The sequence below is a fragment of the Mammaliicoccus sciuri genome, from assembly GCF_002901825.1.
In the GTDB taxonomy this organism is placed as follows: Bacteria; Bacillota; Bacilli; order Staphylococcales; family Staphylococcaceae; genus Mammaliicoccus; species Mammaliicoccus sciuri.
In genome coordinates this window covers 1-14,137 of sequence record NZ_PPQD01000010.1, presented here as the reverse complement: position 1 = coordinate 14,137, position 14,137 = coordinate 1, and the positions used below count along the sequence as shown (strand labels likewise).

12 protein-coding genes and 1 pseudogene are annotated in these 14,137 nt (G+C 33.9%); 7 read left to right on the top strand and 6 right to left on the bottom strand.

Going from position 1 to position 14,137, the window contains the following annotated elements:
- Positions 1 to 85: 85 nt before the first annotated feature.
- The 4 genes from CD035_RS02240 (at position 86) to lrgB (ending at position 3,797) form a co-directional block, all read left to right on the top strand.
- Entirely contained in the window at positions 86 to 1,840 is a 1,755-nt protein-coding gene (locus tag CD035_RS02240) for a sensor histidine kinase (RefSeq protein ID WP_048540781.1), read from the top strand.
- Positions 1,840 to 2,562 carry a response regulator transcription factor LytR gene (locus CD035_RS02235; RefSeq protein WP_048540782.1) on the top strand — a complete coding sequence of 241 codons (723 nt, stop codon included), beginning with the start codon at positions 1,840 to 1,842 and terminating at the stop codon, positions 2,560 to 2,562. The genes CD035_RS02240 and CD035_RS02235 overlap by 1 nt, the downstream gene beginning before the upstream one ends.
- Positions 2,563 to 2,682: 120 nt before the next feature.
- On the top strand, positions 2,683 to 3,099 hold the full coding sequence (gene lrgA / locus CD035_RS02230; RefSeq protein WP_048540784.1) for an antiholin-like murein hydrolase modulator LrgA: 417 nt from the start codon (positions 2,683 to 2,685) through the stop codon (positions 3,097 to 3,099).
- Positions 3,096 to 3,797, top strand: coding sequence for an antiholin-like protein LrgB (gene lrgB, locus CD035_RS02225; RefSeq protein WP_048540786.1), 702 nt, complete (start codon positions 3,096 to 3,098; stop codon positions 3,795 to 3,797). Before lrgA ends, lrgB begins: the two co-directional genes overlap by 4 nt.
- 53 nt (positions 3,798 to 3,850) lie before the next feature.
- Here lrgB and CD035_RS02220 read toward each other — a convergent pair whose 3' ends face one another.
- The 5 genes from CD035_RS02220 to CD035_RS02200 form a co-directional block, all read right to left on the bottom strand.
- On the bottom strand, positions 3,851 to 4,228 hold the full coding sequence (locus tag CD035_RS02220) for a GtrA family protein (RefSeq protein ID WP_048540788.1): 378 nt from the start codon (positions 4,226 to 4,228) through the stop codon (positions 3,851 to 3,853).
- A 27-nt stretch (positions 4,229 to 4,255) separates the two neighbouring features.
- Positions 4,256 to 5,539, bottom strand: a complete 1,284-nt coding sequence (kynU, locus tag CD035_RS02215; protein WP_048540790.1) for a kynureninase — start codon at positions 5,537 to 5,539, stop codon at positions 4,256 to 4,258.
- A 315-nt stretch (positions 5,540 to 5,854) separates the two neighbouring features.
- Positions 5,855 to 6,985, bottom strand: coding sequence for a zinc-dependent alcohol dehydrogenase family protein (locus CD035_RS02210; RefSeq protein ID WP_048540792.1), 1,131 nt, complete (start codon positions 6,983 to 6,985; stop codon positions 5,855 to 5,857).
- A gap of 26 nt (positions 6,986 to 7,011) precedes the next feature.
- The gene (ahlS, locus tag CD035_RS02205) at positions 7,012 to 7,860 is read right to left on the bottom strand and encodes an AhlS family quorum-quenching N-acyl homoserine lactonase (protein ID WP_048540794.1); all 849 of its coding nucleotides are present in this window, start codon (positions 7,858 to 7,860) and stop codon (positions 7,012 to 7,014) included.
- A 217-nt stretch (positions 7,861 to 8,077) separates the two neighbouring features.
- The gene (locus tag CD035_RS02200; RefSeq protein ID WP_025906904.1) at positions 8,078 to 8,713 is read right to left on the bottom strand and encodes an FMN-dependent NADH-azoreductase; all 636 of its coding nucleotides are present in this window, start codon (positions 8,711 to 8,713) and stop codon (positions 8,078 to 8,080) included.
- Positions 8,714 to 8,884: 171 nt separating this feature from the next.
- On the opposite strand from CD035_RS02200, the gene CD035_RS02195 reads away from it, so the two are divergent.
- Positions 8,885 to 9,475: a histidine phosphatase family protein gene (locus tag CD035_RS02195; RefSeq protein WP_197708387.1), complete on the top strand. Its 591-nt coding sequence runs from the start codon at positions 8,885 to 8,887 to the stop codon at positions 9,473 to 9,475.
- A gap of 42 nt (positions 9,476 to 9,517) precedes the next feature.
- On the opposite strand, the gene CD035_RS02190 is transcribed toward CD035_RS02195, so the two are convergent.
- Positions 9,518 to 10,219: a GntR family transcriptional regulator gene (locus CD035_RS02190; RefSeq protein WP_048540796.1), complete on the bottom strand. Its 702-nt coding sequence runs from the start codon at positions 10,217 to 10,219 to the stop codon at positions 9,518 to 9,520.
- Between the two features lie 143 nt (positions 10,220 to 10,362).
- Between CD035_RS02190 and CD035_RS02185 the strand changes: the two genes are divergently transcribed.
- Positions 10,363 to 11,805 (top strand): 6-phospho-beta-glucosidase, encoded by a 1,443-nt coding sequence (locus tag CD035_RS02185; RefSeq protein ID WP_048540798.1) that lies wholly within the window; start codon positions 10,363 to 10,365, stop codon positions 11,803 to 11,805.
- 280 nt (positions 11,806 to 12,085) lie between these two features.
- Positions 12,086 to 14,137 (top strand): annotated as a pseudogene (gene pls, locus CD035_RS02180) (plasmin-sensitive LPXTG-anchored glycoprotein Pls); the annotation flags it as partial.

Sequence of the window (14,137 nt, the reverse complement as noted above, 5' to 3'; positions counted from 1 at the left end):
ATTATTCCGAGATTTCTAACAATCATATGGTAAACTATTTGTTGGTATGAACGTATAGAATAGTAAAGAAACGATAGGTGTTTATATGTTAAATTTATTTGTCTTATTATTAGAACGTGTTGGTTTAATTATACTCGTCGCATACATATTAATGAATACCACTTATTTTAAAAATATGATGGGTGAGCGTGATAAATGGTATGTAAAATGGAGATTGATTATTGTATTTTCATCATTTGCATTACTATCTAATTTTACAGGTGTAGCGATTCATAATGGTGAAATTGTTTCGAGTATGATTTATTTACATCTCGGTCCAGAAGTGTCTCTTGCGAATACACGTGTGTTAACTATAGGCGTTTCAGGATTGATAGGTGGTCCATTTGTAGGTCTGTTTGTAGGTGTGCTATCAGGTATATTTAGAGTTTATATTGGCGGTGCAGATGCATATACATATTTAATATCATCTATCGTCATTGGGCTTGTCGCAGGTTATTTTGGTGCACAAGCAATGAAGTCTAAAAGTTATTTATCCGTGAAACAAAGTGCATTAGTTGGTGCATCTACGGAAGTTATTCAAATGATTTGTATATTGATATTCTCATCTCAAAAAGCAGATGCATGGGAACTTGTTCAACTCATTGCATTGCCAATGATTATCATTAATGGATTAGGTACTGCGATATTTATGTCTATAATTATTTCGACAGTTAAACAAGAAGAACAAATGAGAGCAATCCAAACGCATGATGTTTTAAAGCTCGTCAATCAGACATTGCCTTATTTTAAAGAAGGATTAACAGAATCATCTGCACATCAATCCGCAAAAGTTATCAAAGATCTCATGAAAGTTTCTGCTGTTGCTATTACAAATAAGACGCATATATTGGCACATGTTGGTGTAGCTAGTGATCATCATACACCTGATAAGACGATTATTACCGATTTATCTAAAGAGGTTATTGAAACAGGTCAACAAAAAGAAGTCTATTCTAGTAAAGATATAGGGTGTCAACATCCGAACTGTCCACTTGAAGCGGCGATCGTTATTCCGTTATATGTTCACGATGATATTGTAGGGACATTGAAGTTGTATTTTACAGATCATCATGATTTAACATTTGTAGAGAAACAACTAGCTGAAGGATTAGCTAAAATATTCTCTAGTCAGTTAGAACTTGGTGCTGTTGAAACACAACGAAAATTATTACAAGATGCTGAAATTAAGTCGTTACAAGCTCAAGTTAATCCGCATTTCTTCTTTAATGCGATTAATACAATTTCAGCATTGGTTCGAATTGATCATGAGAAAGCACGTCAATTACTATTACAATTGAGTCATTTCTTCCGTTCGAATTTACAAGGTGCGAGAAATAATACAATTACTATTGAAAAAGAATTAGAACAAGTACGTGCTTATATTGCTTTAGAACAAGCGAGATATCCCGATCACTTTAAAATTGAATTTGATATACCCGAAGAACATTATTCTGCACTTGTACCACCTTTTGTTATACAAATATTAGTGGAGAATGCGATTAAACATGCCTTTACAAGTAGAAAAGATGATAATCGTATTTGGGTTAAAGTAATTCGTAATCATCAATCGATTCAATTATGTGTAAGAGATAATGGACAAGGTATTCATGAAGATAAAATCGCTATTTTAGGTAAGACAACGGTTGCCTCTCAGTCTGGAACTGGAAGTGCGTTAGAGAATTTAAATAGAAGATTAATAGGATTATTTGGAAATCATGCAGAATTACAATTCGATTCAAGTGATAAAGGAACGAAAGTATGTACGATTATTCCACACAAATATCGAGAGGAGGAAATGTAATGCATGCGTTAATTGTTGATGATGAACCTTTAGCACGTAATGAACTGAAATATTTATTGAATCAAATTGGTTCATTTAGTCAAATTGAAGAAGCAGAGAATGTTGAAGAGACATTGGAACAGCTATTGTCATACGAATTTGATGTTATATTTTTAGATATTAATTTGATGGAAGAAAGTGGATTAGATTTAGCGAAGAAAATCAATAAAATGAAACATGTTCCGCATATTATCTTTGCAACTGCTCATGACACATATGCTGTACAAGCATTTGAATTAGAAGCAACAGACTATATCTTGAAGCCATTTGAGAAATCAAGAATTGAACAAGCGATTAACAAAATTACGAATATCGAGACACAACAATCGGTTGATCCGAAACCGGTCAATCATGATGAAGTCTTACCTATTGAAATCGATGATCGTATTTATGTATTGAATGTAGATGATATTATTGCGATATCTGTCAACCAAGGTATTACGACGATTAATACGACTGACAATGAATATACGACAAACGAGCCACTCAGTTTCTATGAGAAAAAGCTCAGTCACGCTAAATTTATTCGTATTCATCGTGCTAGTATTATCAATAAATGGCATATACAATCGGTTGAACATTGGTTTAATTCGACGTATCAAGTGACGTTGACGGGGAACATCAAATTACAAGTTAGTCGATCATATATGAAGTCGTTTAAATCAGAAATAGGGTTAGTATAATTTTCAGAGTATAAATTTTGTAACTTAGAGGTCAATTATTGCATTTCGCATTGAAAACGCTTTAAAAAATGATTTTCATATTAAGATAACCTTAAGAGATTACTTCGGGAGGTTGTCAAAATGAAAAAAGTCAATAACTTCTTTCATCAAGTATTAACAATATCAATTGTATTATTAATTTCACATGTCATAGAAAGCTTTATGCCTATACCAATGCCGGCATCTGTTATCGGATTAGTGCTGATGTTTATCGCATTGACGACAGGTGTTATCAAGTTAGAACAAGTAGAAGCGGTTGGTACAGCATTGACGAATAATATCGGATTCTTATTCGTTCCAGCGGGTATTTCAGTAATCAACTCATTAGGAATTTTAAGTACGAGTCCAATACTTATCATATTACTGATTATTATTTCTACAATTTTATTACTTGTTTGTACGGGTATCTTTTCACAAATGATTATTAAACCAAGTGAAAAATCAGCTAAACGTACGAAAGAAATTAACAATAAACGCGTGGCAGGTGATTATGCATGATGGAACATTTTGGCCTTAATACACCATATTTCGGTATCGGATTATCTGTAACATTATTCTTAGTCGGTACTTATTTATTTAAAAAAACAAATGGATTCTTCTTGTTTGCACCATTATTTTTCAGTATGGTTGGTGGCATTGTATTTTTAAAAGCGACAGGCATACCATATGAAAATTACAAAATAGGTGGAGATATTATTAATTTCTTCCTAGAACCAGCAACAATTTGTTTCGCAATTCCTTTATACAAAAAACGTGAAGTACTTAAAAAACATTGGCATCATATCATGGGTGGTATAGCTATCGGAACAGTAGCAGCACTTGTTATTATTTATATTGTAGCGAAATCATTCCAATTTGGTGATGATATTATCGCATCAATGTTACCACAAGCAGCAACAACTGCAATTGCATTGCCAGTTTCTGAAGGTATTTCGGGTATTAAAGAACTCACATCATTAGCCGTAATTTTAAACGCCGTTATTATTATGGCATTAGGTAATAAATTATTGAAACTCTTTAATATTACAAATCCGATTGCGAGAGGATTAGCCTTAGGTACAAGTGGACACACACTCGGTGTCGCTGCAGCAAAAGAATTAGGTGAAGTAGAAGAATCAATGGCCAGTATTTCACTCGTTCTAGTTGGTATTGTAGTGGTAGCAGTCGTTCCATTCTTTGTTATGTTCTTATTATAGAATAAAACCACAAGCGCCTTGGTAACATAAACATGTTACAGGCGCTTGTGGTTTTATTTATCTACTAATATCCATCTAGATAATATAAACGTTATAGGAATTGTAAAAATTAATCCGATAAATGGTGCAAAAGTTTCGTTTACATGAAGTAATTGTACAAACACAAATAATAATAATGTTTGTAATCCCATATTTACAACTTGTGTAATAGGAAATTGAATGAATTTTTTCACGGTAGGTTGAACATGATAAACAAAATAACAATTCAAATAAAATGAAATGATAAAGCTTATTATGAAACTCAATATATGACTCACTAAATATTGAATGTCGAGCACTTTTAATAATAATAAATATATCCAATAATAATTAATTGTATTGATGCCACCTACAAGTATAAATCGAATCATTTCACCGTATTTCTTGAACATATAGTTACTCCTTAAGTACGCGATTTATTATACGACCAGGCCACGTTTAGTACTATATTGTTCGTATAAATGATCTTGTGCAATTTCTTCTAAAATCTCAACGACTTTATATACTTCTTCATAAGATGTATATAAAGCAATAGGTGCTAATCGAATAACATTTGGCTCTCTGAAATCAGGAATGACGCCTTTATCTTTTAACGCTAAACTGATTCTATATGCTTCATCATGCACTAAACAAATATGTCCACCTCGTTTAAAATCATCACGTAAGTTCCCAATTGAATAACCATAGTCGGTTAACTTTTCATCAATTAAATACATTAAGTATGACGTAATATGAAGTGATTTTGTTCTAATAGCATGCATGCCAACTTCGTTAAAAATGTTAAGTACACCTTCTAACGGTGCCATAGATAGAATATTTGGGGTTCCAACTTGCCACCCTGAAGCATCTCGTTGATGTTCAAATGTATGATTAAGTTGGAATTGTGTTTCGTCTTTATTCCCAAACCAACCGGCAGTACCAGGACTGCGATTAAAGTGTTTCTTATTGATATATAATCCGGCAGTTGAACCAGGTCCGCCTGATAAATATTTATATGTACACCATACAGCAAAATCTGCATCAATTTGAGTTAAGTCCATTTCAATCGCGCCGATTGCATGACATAAGTCCCATCCAATGATGATTTGACGTTCCTTTGCAGCCATTGTAATTTTTGCCATGTCTAATACTTGGGCACTTCGATAGAGTACAGTAGGCAATAGAATAAGTGCAACATCATCCGTCATTGCTTCAATAATGGCATCTTCATCAATGAATACACCATCTGAACTTTTAACAACTTTAACTGCGTCGTCTGGATCTAATCCTTTTAGGCGCACTTGACTATCTACTGCATAACGATCAGTAGGGAAGTTTAAGTCATCAACTAATATTTTGTATTTATCTTTAGTTGGTTCGTAAAAAGTACTGATAGCTTGATGTATATTGGATGTCGTACTACCAACGACAACTACCTCTTCAGGACTGGCACCAATTAATGGCGCCATGTTTGAAGCAATGTGCTTAGAATAATGATAGTATTTGCTGTCTTCAATATTCCAAATTTTGATACCTTCTTTTTTCCAATCTTCTAACGCATTGAGTAATGATGCCTCAGCATCTTTAGAAGCAAGACCTAAAGAATTCCCATCCATGTAAATTTCGTTAGGTTGTATATAAAATCGATCACGAACATGATATAACACATCCGCTTTATCCAAAGCTTCGGCAAATTCTTTTGTTGTATTAAATGAAGTATCCATTTGTTCATCCCCTTATAAATAATGAATCATTCTTTAAATATAATTGTATACTTTCCATGTAAAAGTCACAAAGATAATGATATATGTGATGGGTGGATGTAGGAGAGAGGTGTGGGCAGGAAGTGTGAGGTTGGGATTGGGATTTTCAGGCCGATAAATAAAAATAGCGACCCGAAAATAAGATTTTCAGGCCGATAAATAAAAATAGCGACCCGAAAATAGAGTTTCTGGACCGATAAAAATAAATACCGGTCCAGAAACGATAAATATGGACCGATACGAAAAATTATCGGTCCATATTTTGTATCTCAGTTATCAATTATTCATTTTGACTACTAATCTTGCGGCGTCTCCTTTTGCTAGTCGGTCGAATCCTTCATTAATTTCATCTAGAGGCAACGTGTCTGTTAGTAATGAATCAATATCTAAGCGACCTTGTTTATAAAGCGCGATAAATCTTGGGATATCTCTCATTGGTACACAGCTACCTACATATGAACCTTTAATGGTTCTTTCTTCTGCTGCTAAAGTAACTTGTGGAAATGAAAATTCATGTTTAGGGTCTGGTAATCCTGTTGTTACTGTTGATCCACCACGTTTAGTGATTTTGTAAGCAACCTCCATTGCTGGCACTACACCGGCAGTTTCAAATGCATATTCAACGCCGCCTTTTACATATTCTTTAACTTGTTCAACAACATCATCGTCTCCTGAATTAAAAGTTGCAGTTGCACCGAGTTTTTTAGCTAATTCAAATTTGCCTGGATTAATATCTAATGCAATGATTTCTCCTGCTCCAGCTAATTTAGCGCCTAAAATTGCATTCAAACCGATACCGCCTAATCCAACAACTGCAACTGAGCTGCCAGGTTTTACTTGTGCTGTATTAATAACTGCACCTATACCTGTAATAACAGCACATCCAAATATGGCTACTTTTTCAAAAGGAATGTCTTTATCAACTTTAACGATAGAGTGTTGCGAAACAACAGCATAATCTGCAAAGCCAGAAACGCCTAAGTGATGATGCATATTATCTTCATCATTATGTAGTCTTATGCCACCATCAAGTAGTTCTCCTTGCTCATTAGAAGCGGCGCCATTCTCACATAGTGCAGGTCTACCTTCACTACATGGTAGACAATGACCGCAGTTTGGAATAAATGTACAGACAACATGATCACCAACTTCAAAGTTTGTTACGTTGTCTCCAATTTCAATGATTTCTCCTGCCGCTTCATGTCCAAGTGCCATAGGAGTAGGGCGTGGTCTACTTCCATTAATAACAGATAAATCTGAATGACATAAACCTGCCGCTCCAATTTTAATGAGCACTTCATTTTGATTCGGTTTATTTAATTCAAGTGTTTCAATTTTTAATGGTTTACTTTCTGAGTATGGACTAGGTAAACCCATTTCGTGCAATACCGCTGCTCGTGTCTTCATTAGCTTTCACTCCTATATGATTAACATTATTCGTAATATCCATCTGTTGATTTTCTAAAGCCTTCAAATTGATTGCCATCATGGCCGAACCAAATTTGTGCATTTTTCTCTTTAGCGAGTTTTTTAATCTTTTCAACAGATCTTGCCCAACCAATAGAATCATATAAAATACCAGGTGGCTTTAAAATGTCTCCCATACTTTCAGCTGTGTAAATAGCATCTGAAGCCAATATCAGTGTTCCGAGTTCCTGAGTTTCTACTTCTAATCCAATCATGCCCCATGCATGACCACTACCAAAATTCAGTACTTTAACTCCTTTAACAATTTCTAAATTATCTTCATAAGGTTTAATCGTTTTCCATGTTAAATCATTTTTAATCCAAGCATCAATATCCGCCCAAATATAAGCACCAGCTTTTTGGTTACGCGCATAAGTCTGCATCGTTCCATTAAGTTCATCATCGTGCACAATTACAGTTGCGTTTGTAAAATATTCAAGACAACCCGCATGATCTAAATGAAGGTGAGAAGCTACGACATAATCAACTTCGCTTGGATCGACATTAATTTGTTCAAGTCTATTAGGTAAGTAGCAAGATTCATCAGCAGTATACGGGAATGCTTTTTGAGTTTGGTTAATCCATCTACCGTTTTCCCCCATAGAGTTAGGATTACAAGCTGTGTCGAACAAAATCTTTGCTTCAGGATGATCAATAAATACGGTGTAAATAGGGAATTCAAACATTTCATTAGGTGCATTAGGATTATCCAAAGTAGCTTGATTAGACCCAGCAATCATTAGATTCTTGTCCATTCTCATACGACCATTATCGAGCACATAAAGCTTTATTCCTTGATTATTTACATTTACCATAAATCATCACCTCAATCTTTAGTGTATAATTACATTATAGTTGTAATCGTTTTCAAGAACAATCAAAAAGACAAGTGTAAAAGAGATTGAATAGGGTGATGAGGTTGGAATACGGACCGATAAAAAAATTTATCGACCCGAAAAAAGGATTACCAGGTCGATAAATGAAAACCTGAGTCATCGCATGATGACTCAGGTTCAATATTACAATATTAAATTAGAATGTTTGTCCTAATGCTTTTGCGCGTTCGATTGCGTCTGCTTTGATTTCTTCTGCTTTTTCTGGGTTAGCATTATGGCCTTCAACAATTAAACCGTCAAAGTCAGTAATTCCGTAGAAGTTCATCATTTGTCCGATGTAACGGTGACCCATTTCTAAGTCAGCTGCTGGACCTTCACTATAGTATCCACCACGTGCTTGAATGTGTAATGCTTTTTTATCTGGTAATAAACCAACTGGACCTTCAGCTGTGTATTTGAATGTTTTGCCAGCTACTGATACTGAATCTAAGTAAGCTTTCATAACTGGTGGGAATGAGAAGTTCCAGAATGGTGTAACGAATACATATTTGTCTGCATTAACAAATTGATCACTTAATTCGTTTAAGCGACGTACTTTACCTTGTTCGCCTTCTGAAAGTTCTTCGAAGCCTTGTCCTGATTGTAATTTACCCCAACCAGCAAATACATCTGCATCAATTTGTGGAATGTATGAATTGTATAAATCGATATGAACGACTTCATCATTTGGGTTTGAAGCTTTATAACTTTCGATAAATGATTTAGCTGTTGCCATTGAAAAAGAAACAGTTTCATCATGTGGATGAGCTGTAATAAATAATACTTGTGACATAATAATATTTCTCCTCTGTGATAAAAATTAAACTAACTATAATTATTATACTTAAATTTTTAAGCAAAGCAATAGGAATGCTCATGAAAATAAATGTTATTTTACACTTAAGTTTTAATAATGGTAGGATAAATGTAATGAAAGATAATTTGATAAGAGGGATGATGGTTTTTGAGTAAGAAATTATACTTAATGAGACATGGACAAACATTATTTAATGAGAAGAAAAAAATTCAAGGTGCATCTGATTCACCTTTAACACAATTAGGAATTGAACAAGCACGTATGGCAAAAAAATATTTCGATGAATCGAATATTACATTTGAATCGTTATACTCATCTACACAAGAACGCGCGAGTGATACGCTTGAAATTATATGTCCAGAAAGGCCATATATAAGATTAAAAGGATTGAAAGAATGGAACTTTGGGCTTTATGAAGCTGAAAGTGAGACATTAAATCCACCACATAAGCCGGGTGAAACTTCTTATGGAGACTTCTTTGTTGATTATGGCGGTGAGTCTAGTGAAGAACTGCAAAGTAGGATGAATGAAACATTAACAGAAATTATGAATATAGACGAAGCCAATACAATTTTAGCAGTAAGTCATGGGGGAGCATTATATATGTTTTTACAATTATGGTTACCATTTGAAAAAGTTAAAGAAGTGAAATTCTCCAATTGTTGCATACTAGAATTTGAATTTGAAGACAATACATTTAAATTTGTACAAGCCATTAATCCGACAGAAATGGCATAAAAAACCGGGACAGCCATCGTACATGATGACTGTCCCGTTCTATTATTTAATTGAAGGTATATAGAATCTAGAATTTTCATAATGGAATATGATTTTAGAGTAGTCGAAAGGAATACCTGTGCTAGTGTAGAATATTTGTTCATATTCTAACGAAGGATCACCTTCATTTAGTTCTAAGTGTGTCGCATCTTCTTTATTTAATTTACCAATATTGAAATATATATCAGTGAATCCTACTTTGACTTTTAAGTTATTTTCAATGTAATGAAAGATCGAACCATTGGCAATTTCTTCATTCATGTATAAGACAACATTCTTACTAAAATAAGAAGTTTCAATACAGAATACCTCTCCATCAAGATATCTAACGCGATCTACAAGATAAACAGTATCATTGTCTTTTAACTTTAATTGTTGTTTAATATCATCTTCAGGTTGAATTTCCGCGACTTTTAAGATTTTACTCGTTACATCGTGCCCTTTAAATTCATCTGAAAATCCATCAGCAGTAAATAAGTTAACAAATCCATCTCTTTTCGGATTTCTTACATAGATGCCACTGCCTCTAGCTTGATAGATTAAACCTGTTTTTTCTAGATTTTTGAGAGCATTGATAATCGTACTCTTGCTCACGTTAAATTCACTTCTTAAAACTTCAACACTCGGTAATTTATCTCCAGCTTCATAATGCCCATTATTGATAAGCGACTCAATACGTTCAGCAATAAGCTCATACTTAAGCATATTAATCCCCACTTTATGATAGATATTACCCATATTATAGCACTTGTTAAATTAATAACACCAACTAAATCTATACCTATCTTTACAAATTGTACCGGTATAATTATAATGTAAGTGTATACAAAATATGCGGAGGTATTTAAATGGCTAAATTAAACAAAGACTTTTTATGGGGTGGCGCTTTAGCTGCTAATCAATTTGAAGGTGGATATGATCAAGGTGGTAAAGGGTTAAGTGTTCACGATGTGATGACTGCTGGTGAGCATGGTAAAGCACGTGAAATTACTGAAAAGGTTGAAGCGGACAAATATTATCCTAATCATGAAGGTATTGATTTTTACAATAGATATAAAGAAGATATTGGTTTGTTCAATGAAATGGGATTAAAGTGTTTAAGAACATCTATTGCATGGACGCGTATCTATCCAAATGGTGATGAAACAGAGCCGAATGAAGAAGGTCTAAAGTTCTATGATAATGTGATAGATGAGCTTTTAAAATATAACATTGAACCTGTATTAACGTTATCTCATTTTGAAATGCCATTACATTTAGCAAGAGAATATGGTGGCTTTAGAAATCGTAAAGTTGTAGACTTTTTCGTGCATTTTGCTGAAACTGTCTTCAATCGTTATAAAGATAAAGTGAAATATTGGATGACATTTAATGAGATTAATAACCAAATGGATACAAGTAATCCAATATTCTTATGGACGAATTCTGGTGTCACTTTAACAGAAGAAGATGATGCTGAAGAAGTATTATATCAAGTTGCGCATAACGAATTAATCGCAAGTGCACTTGCTGTATCAAAAGGTAAAGAAATTAATCCAAACTTTGTTATTGGGAACATGATTTCTCACGTACCTATTTATCCATATTCATGTAATCCTAAAGATATTTTAGAAGCGGAAGTTGCAAGTCGTTTGAGATATTTCTTCCCAGATGTTCAAGTAAGAGGATATTACCCAGGTTATGCATTAAAAATGTTCGAGAAAAAAGGTTACGACATTAAGTGGCAAGAAGGCGATGATGAAATCTTAAGAAATGGTACGGTTGATTATATCGGCTTCAGTTACTATATGTCTACAGTCGTTAAACATGATGCAGAACAAAGTGTTGATGGTAATGTTGTGAATGGTGGATTACCAAATTCAGTAGAGAATCCTTACATTAAAGTTAGTCAATGGGGTTGGGCAATAGATCCAATTGGTTTACGATATACTTTAAATGCTTTGTACAATCGCTATCAGTTACCATTATTTATCGTTGAAAATGGCTTTGGTACAACAGATGAATTTAAAGAAGACGGTACGATAGATGACCAAGAAAGAATCGATTACTTGAGAGAACATATTCAAGCGTCAATAGAAGCGGTTGATGAAGACGGTGTTGAATTAATGGGTTATACACCATGGGGCGTCATTGATATCGTGTCATTTACAACTGGTGAAATGAAAAAACGATATGGCTTAATTCACGTAGATCGTGACAATGCAGGAAAAGGAACATTAAAACGTACTAAGAAGAACTCATTCTATTGGTATAAAAATGTCATCGATACAAACGGTGAAGAACTTAAATAATAAAATAGTTTAATGAATTAATCTCTTGTTATATTAAATGACAAGAGATTTTTTTATGTTGTAAACAGGAAATTTTGTAAATATGTTCTTACTTAAATTTATAAGAAAAATATATGTTGTATTAAACAACGTTGTACAATACAAAATATATTTATTGATATTTTCTTTTGAATTTAAATATTGTTTTATTTAAATTCAAAAAGTATAATTACACTTGATAAGTGCTCTAAAAATAAAAAACTTATCAATAGAAAATGATATAGCATAGGAGGAATGTAGAATGAAGAAAAAGCCGAAAGCAAGTAAGGGAAAATTAGATTTTATCCCTAATAGGCTTAATAAGTATTCTATTAGAAAATTTACTGTAGGAACTGCTTCTATTTTAGTGGGAGCTACTTTACTTTTCGGGATAGGTGAAGAAGCAAAAGCGGATGAACAACAAAATAATTCTGTACAATCACAGTCAAATAATTTAAATGATGATGGACAATCTGAAGAGACTATAGAAAAACAAACATCAACAGAAAAACAAAATGTAGATCAAGAGAGCACAGAAGAAATTGCAACTAATGAACAAGATGTCGCTAAAGAAGAACAAACAGAAGAAGTACCATCAACTGAAGAAACAAACAAAGTAGCAACAGAAGAAGCGCCAACAACTGAAGAAACAAACAAAGCAGTAACAGAAGAAGCAGTAACATCTGAAGAAGCAAACAAAGTAGCAACAGAAGAAGCGCCAACAGCTGAAGAAACAGACAAAGCAGAAACAGAAGAAGCGCCAAAAGCTGAAGAAACAGACAAAGCAGCAATAGAAGAAGCGCCAAAAGCTGAAGAAACAGACAAAGCAGCAATAGAAGAAGTGCCAAAAGCTGAAGAAACAAATAAAGCAGCCACAGAAGAAGCACCAGCAGTTGAAGACACAAATGCTAAGGGCAATTCAAATGCTCAACCAGCAGAAAATGAGAGAACTCAAGTTGTAGATACAGTTGCTAAAGATTTATATAATAAATCTGATGTTACAGAAGAAGAAAAAGCTGAAATTGAAAAAGTATTACCAAAAGATATTTCAAATTTATCTAATAAAGAAATTAAAAATATAGCATTAAGCGAAGCACTTAAAGAAACAGCTAACAAAGAAAACGCACAACCAAGAGCAACATTCCGTTCAGTAAGCAGCAATGCTAGAACAACAAATGTTAATAATTCAGCAACAGCATTAAGAGCAGCTGCACAAAACTCAGTTACTAAAAAAGGAACTGGTAATTTTAATGAATACGGGGATATCGTCCACAGAGAATATCCAGAAGAGTTTCCGGGAGAGGGAGTTTTAACAGCGATAAATCCTGTTAATAAACCGAATACAGGAACTAAAGGTGCATTAGAATATAAAGATAAAATAAATTTCAACAAAGACTTTACAATTACTGTTCCAGTAGCGAACAACAACCAAGGTAATACAACAGGAGCAGATGGTTGGGGCTTCATCTTTACTCAAGGAAATGGCCAAGACTTTTTAAACCAAGGTGGTATTTTAAGAGATAAAGGTATGGCAAATGCATCTGGGTTTAAGATTGATACGTCATACAATAATGTTAATGGTAAAGCCGATGAAATCGATGCAGATAAGAAAAATAATCTAAGTCAAATTGGTGGAGTCAAAATTGGTTACGGTACATTTGTAAAAAATGATGCAAGTGGATTAACAAAGCAAGTAGGATCAAATGCGCTCAATTCTAAAGACAAGCCAGTGAACAAAATTCAATATGCAGATAATACAACGAATCATAATGATGGAAAATACCATGGTCAAAGATTAAATGATGTAGTATTAAATTACGATGCAGCAACAAGTACATTAACTGCTACGTATGCAGGTAAGACTTGGCAAGCTACTACATCACAATTAGGTATTGATAAAACTCAAAAGTATAATTTCTTAATTACTTCTAGTCATATGCAAGATAGATATTCTGTAGGAATGATGAGAACAAATCTTGAAGGTGTAACAATTACGACACCTCAAGCTGATTTAATTGATGATGTGGAAGTATCGAAAGAACCAATTCCTCATAAAACTATTCGTGAATTTGATCCAACATTAGAACCAGGAACACCTGATGTTATCGTACAAAAAGGTGAAGATGGAGAATCAACAACAACTACACCAACTAAAGTTGACCCAGATACAGGAGATGTAGTTGAACGCGGTGAACCAACAACAAAAGTTACAAAAAATCCAGTAGACGAGATTGTACACTTTGCACCTGAAGCAGTACCACAAGGACACAAAGATGAGTTCGATCCAAACTTACCAGTAGACGGCACAGAAGAA

Bases quoted from the DNA above. Each gene is read 5' to 3' on its own strand.
- CD035_RS02240 (WP_048540781.1), top strand. From the start codon at position 86: ATGTTAAATTTATTTGTCTTATTATTAGAACGTGTTGGTTTAATTATA.
- CD035_RS02235 (WP_048540782.1), top strand. From the start codon at position 1,840: ATGCATGCGTTAATTGTTGATGATGAACCTTTAGCACGTAATGAACTG.
- lrgA (WP_048540784.1), top strand. From the start codon at position 2,683: ATGAAAAAAGTCAATAACTTCTTTCATCAAGTATTAACAATATCAATT.
- lrgB (WP_048540786.1), top strand. From the start codon at position 3,096: ATGATGGAACATTTTGGCCTTAATACACCATATTTCGGTATCGGATTA.
- CD035_RS02220 (WP_048540788.1), bottom strand. From the start codon at position 4,228: ATGTTCAAGAAATACGGTGAAATGATTCGATTTATACTTGTAGGTGGC.
- kynU (WP_048540790.1), bottom strand. From the start codon at position 5,539: ATGGATACTTCATTTAATACAACAAAAGAATTTGCCGAAGCTTTGGAT.
- CD035_RS02210 (WP_048540792.1), bottom strand. From the start codon at position 6,985: ATGAAGACACGAGCAGCGGTATTGCACGAAATGGGTTTACCTAGTCCA.
- ahlS (WP_048540794.1), bottom strand. From the start codon at position 7,860: ATGGTAAATGTAAATAATCAAGGAATAAAGCTTTATGTGCTCGATAAT.
- CD035_RS02200 (WP_025906904.1), bottom strand. From the start codon at position 8,713: ATGTCACAAGTATTATTTATTACAGCTCATCCACATGATGAAACTGTT.
- CD035_RS02190 (WP_048540796.1), bottom strand. From the start codon at position 10,219: ATGCTTAAGTATGAGCTTATTGCTGAACGTATTGAGTCGCTTATCAAT.
- CD035_RS02185 (WP_048540798.1), top strand. From the start codon at position 10,363: ATGGCTAAATTAAACAAAGACTTTTTATGGGGTGGCGCTTTAGCTGCT.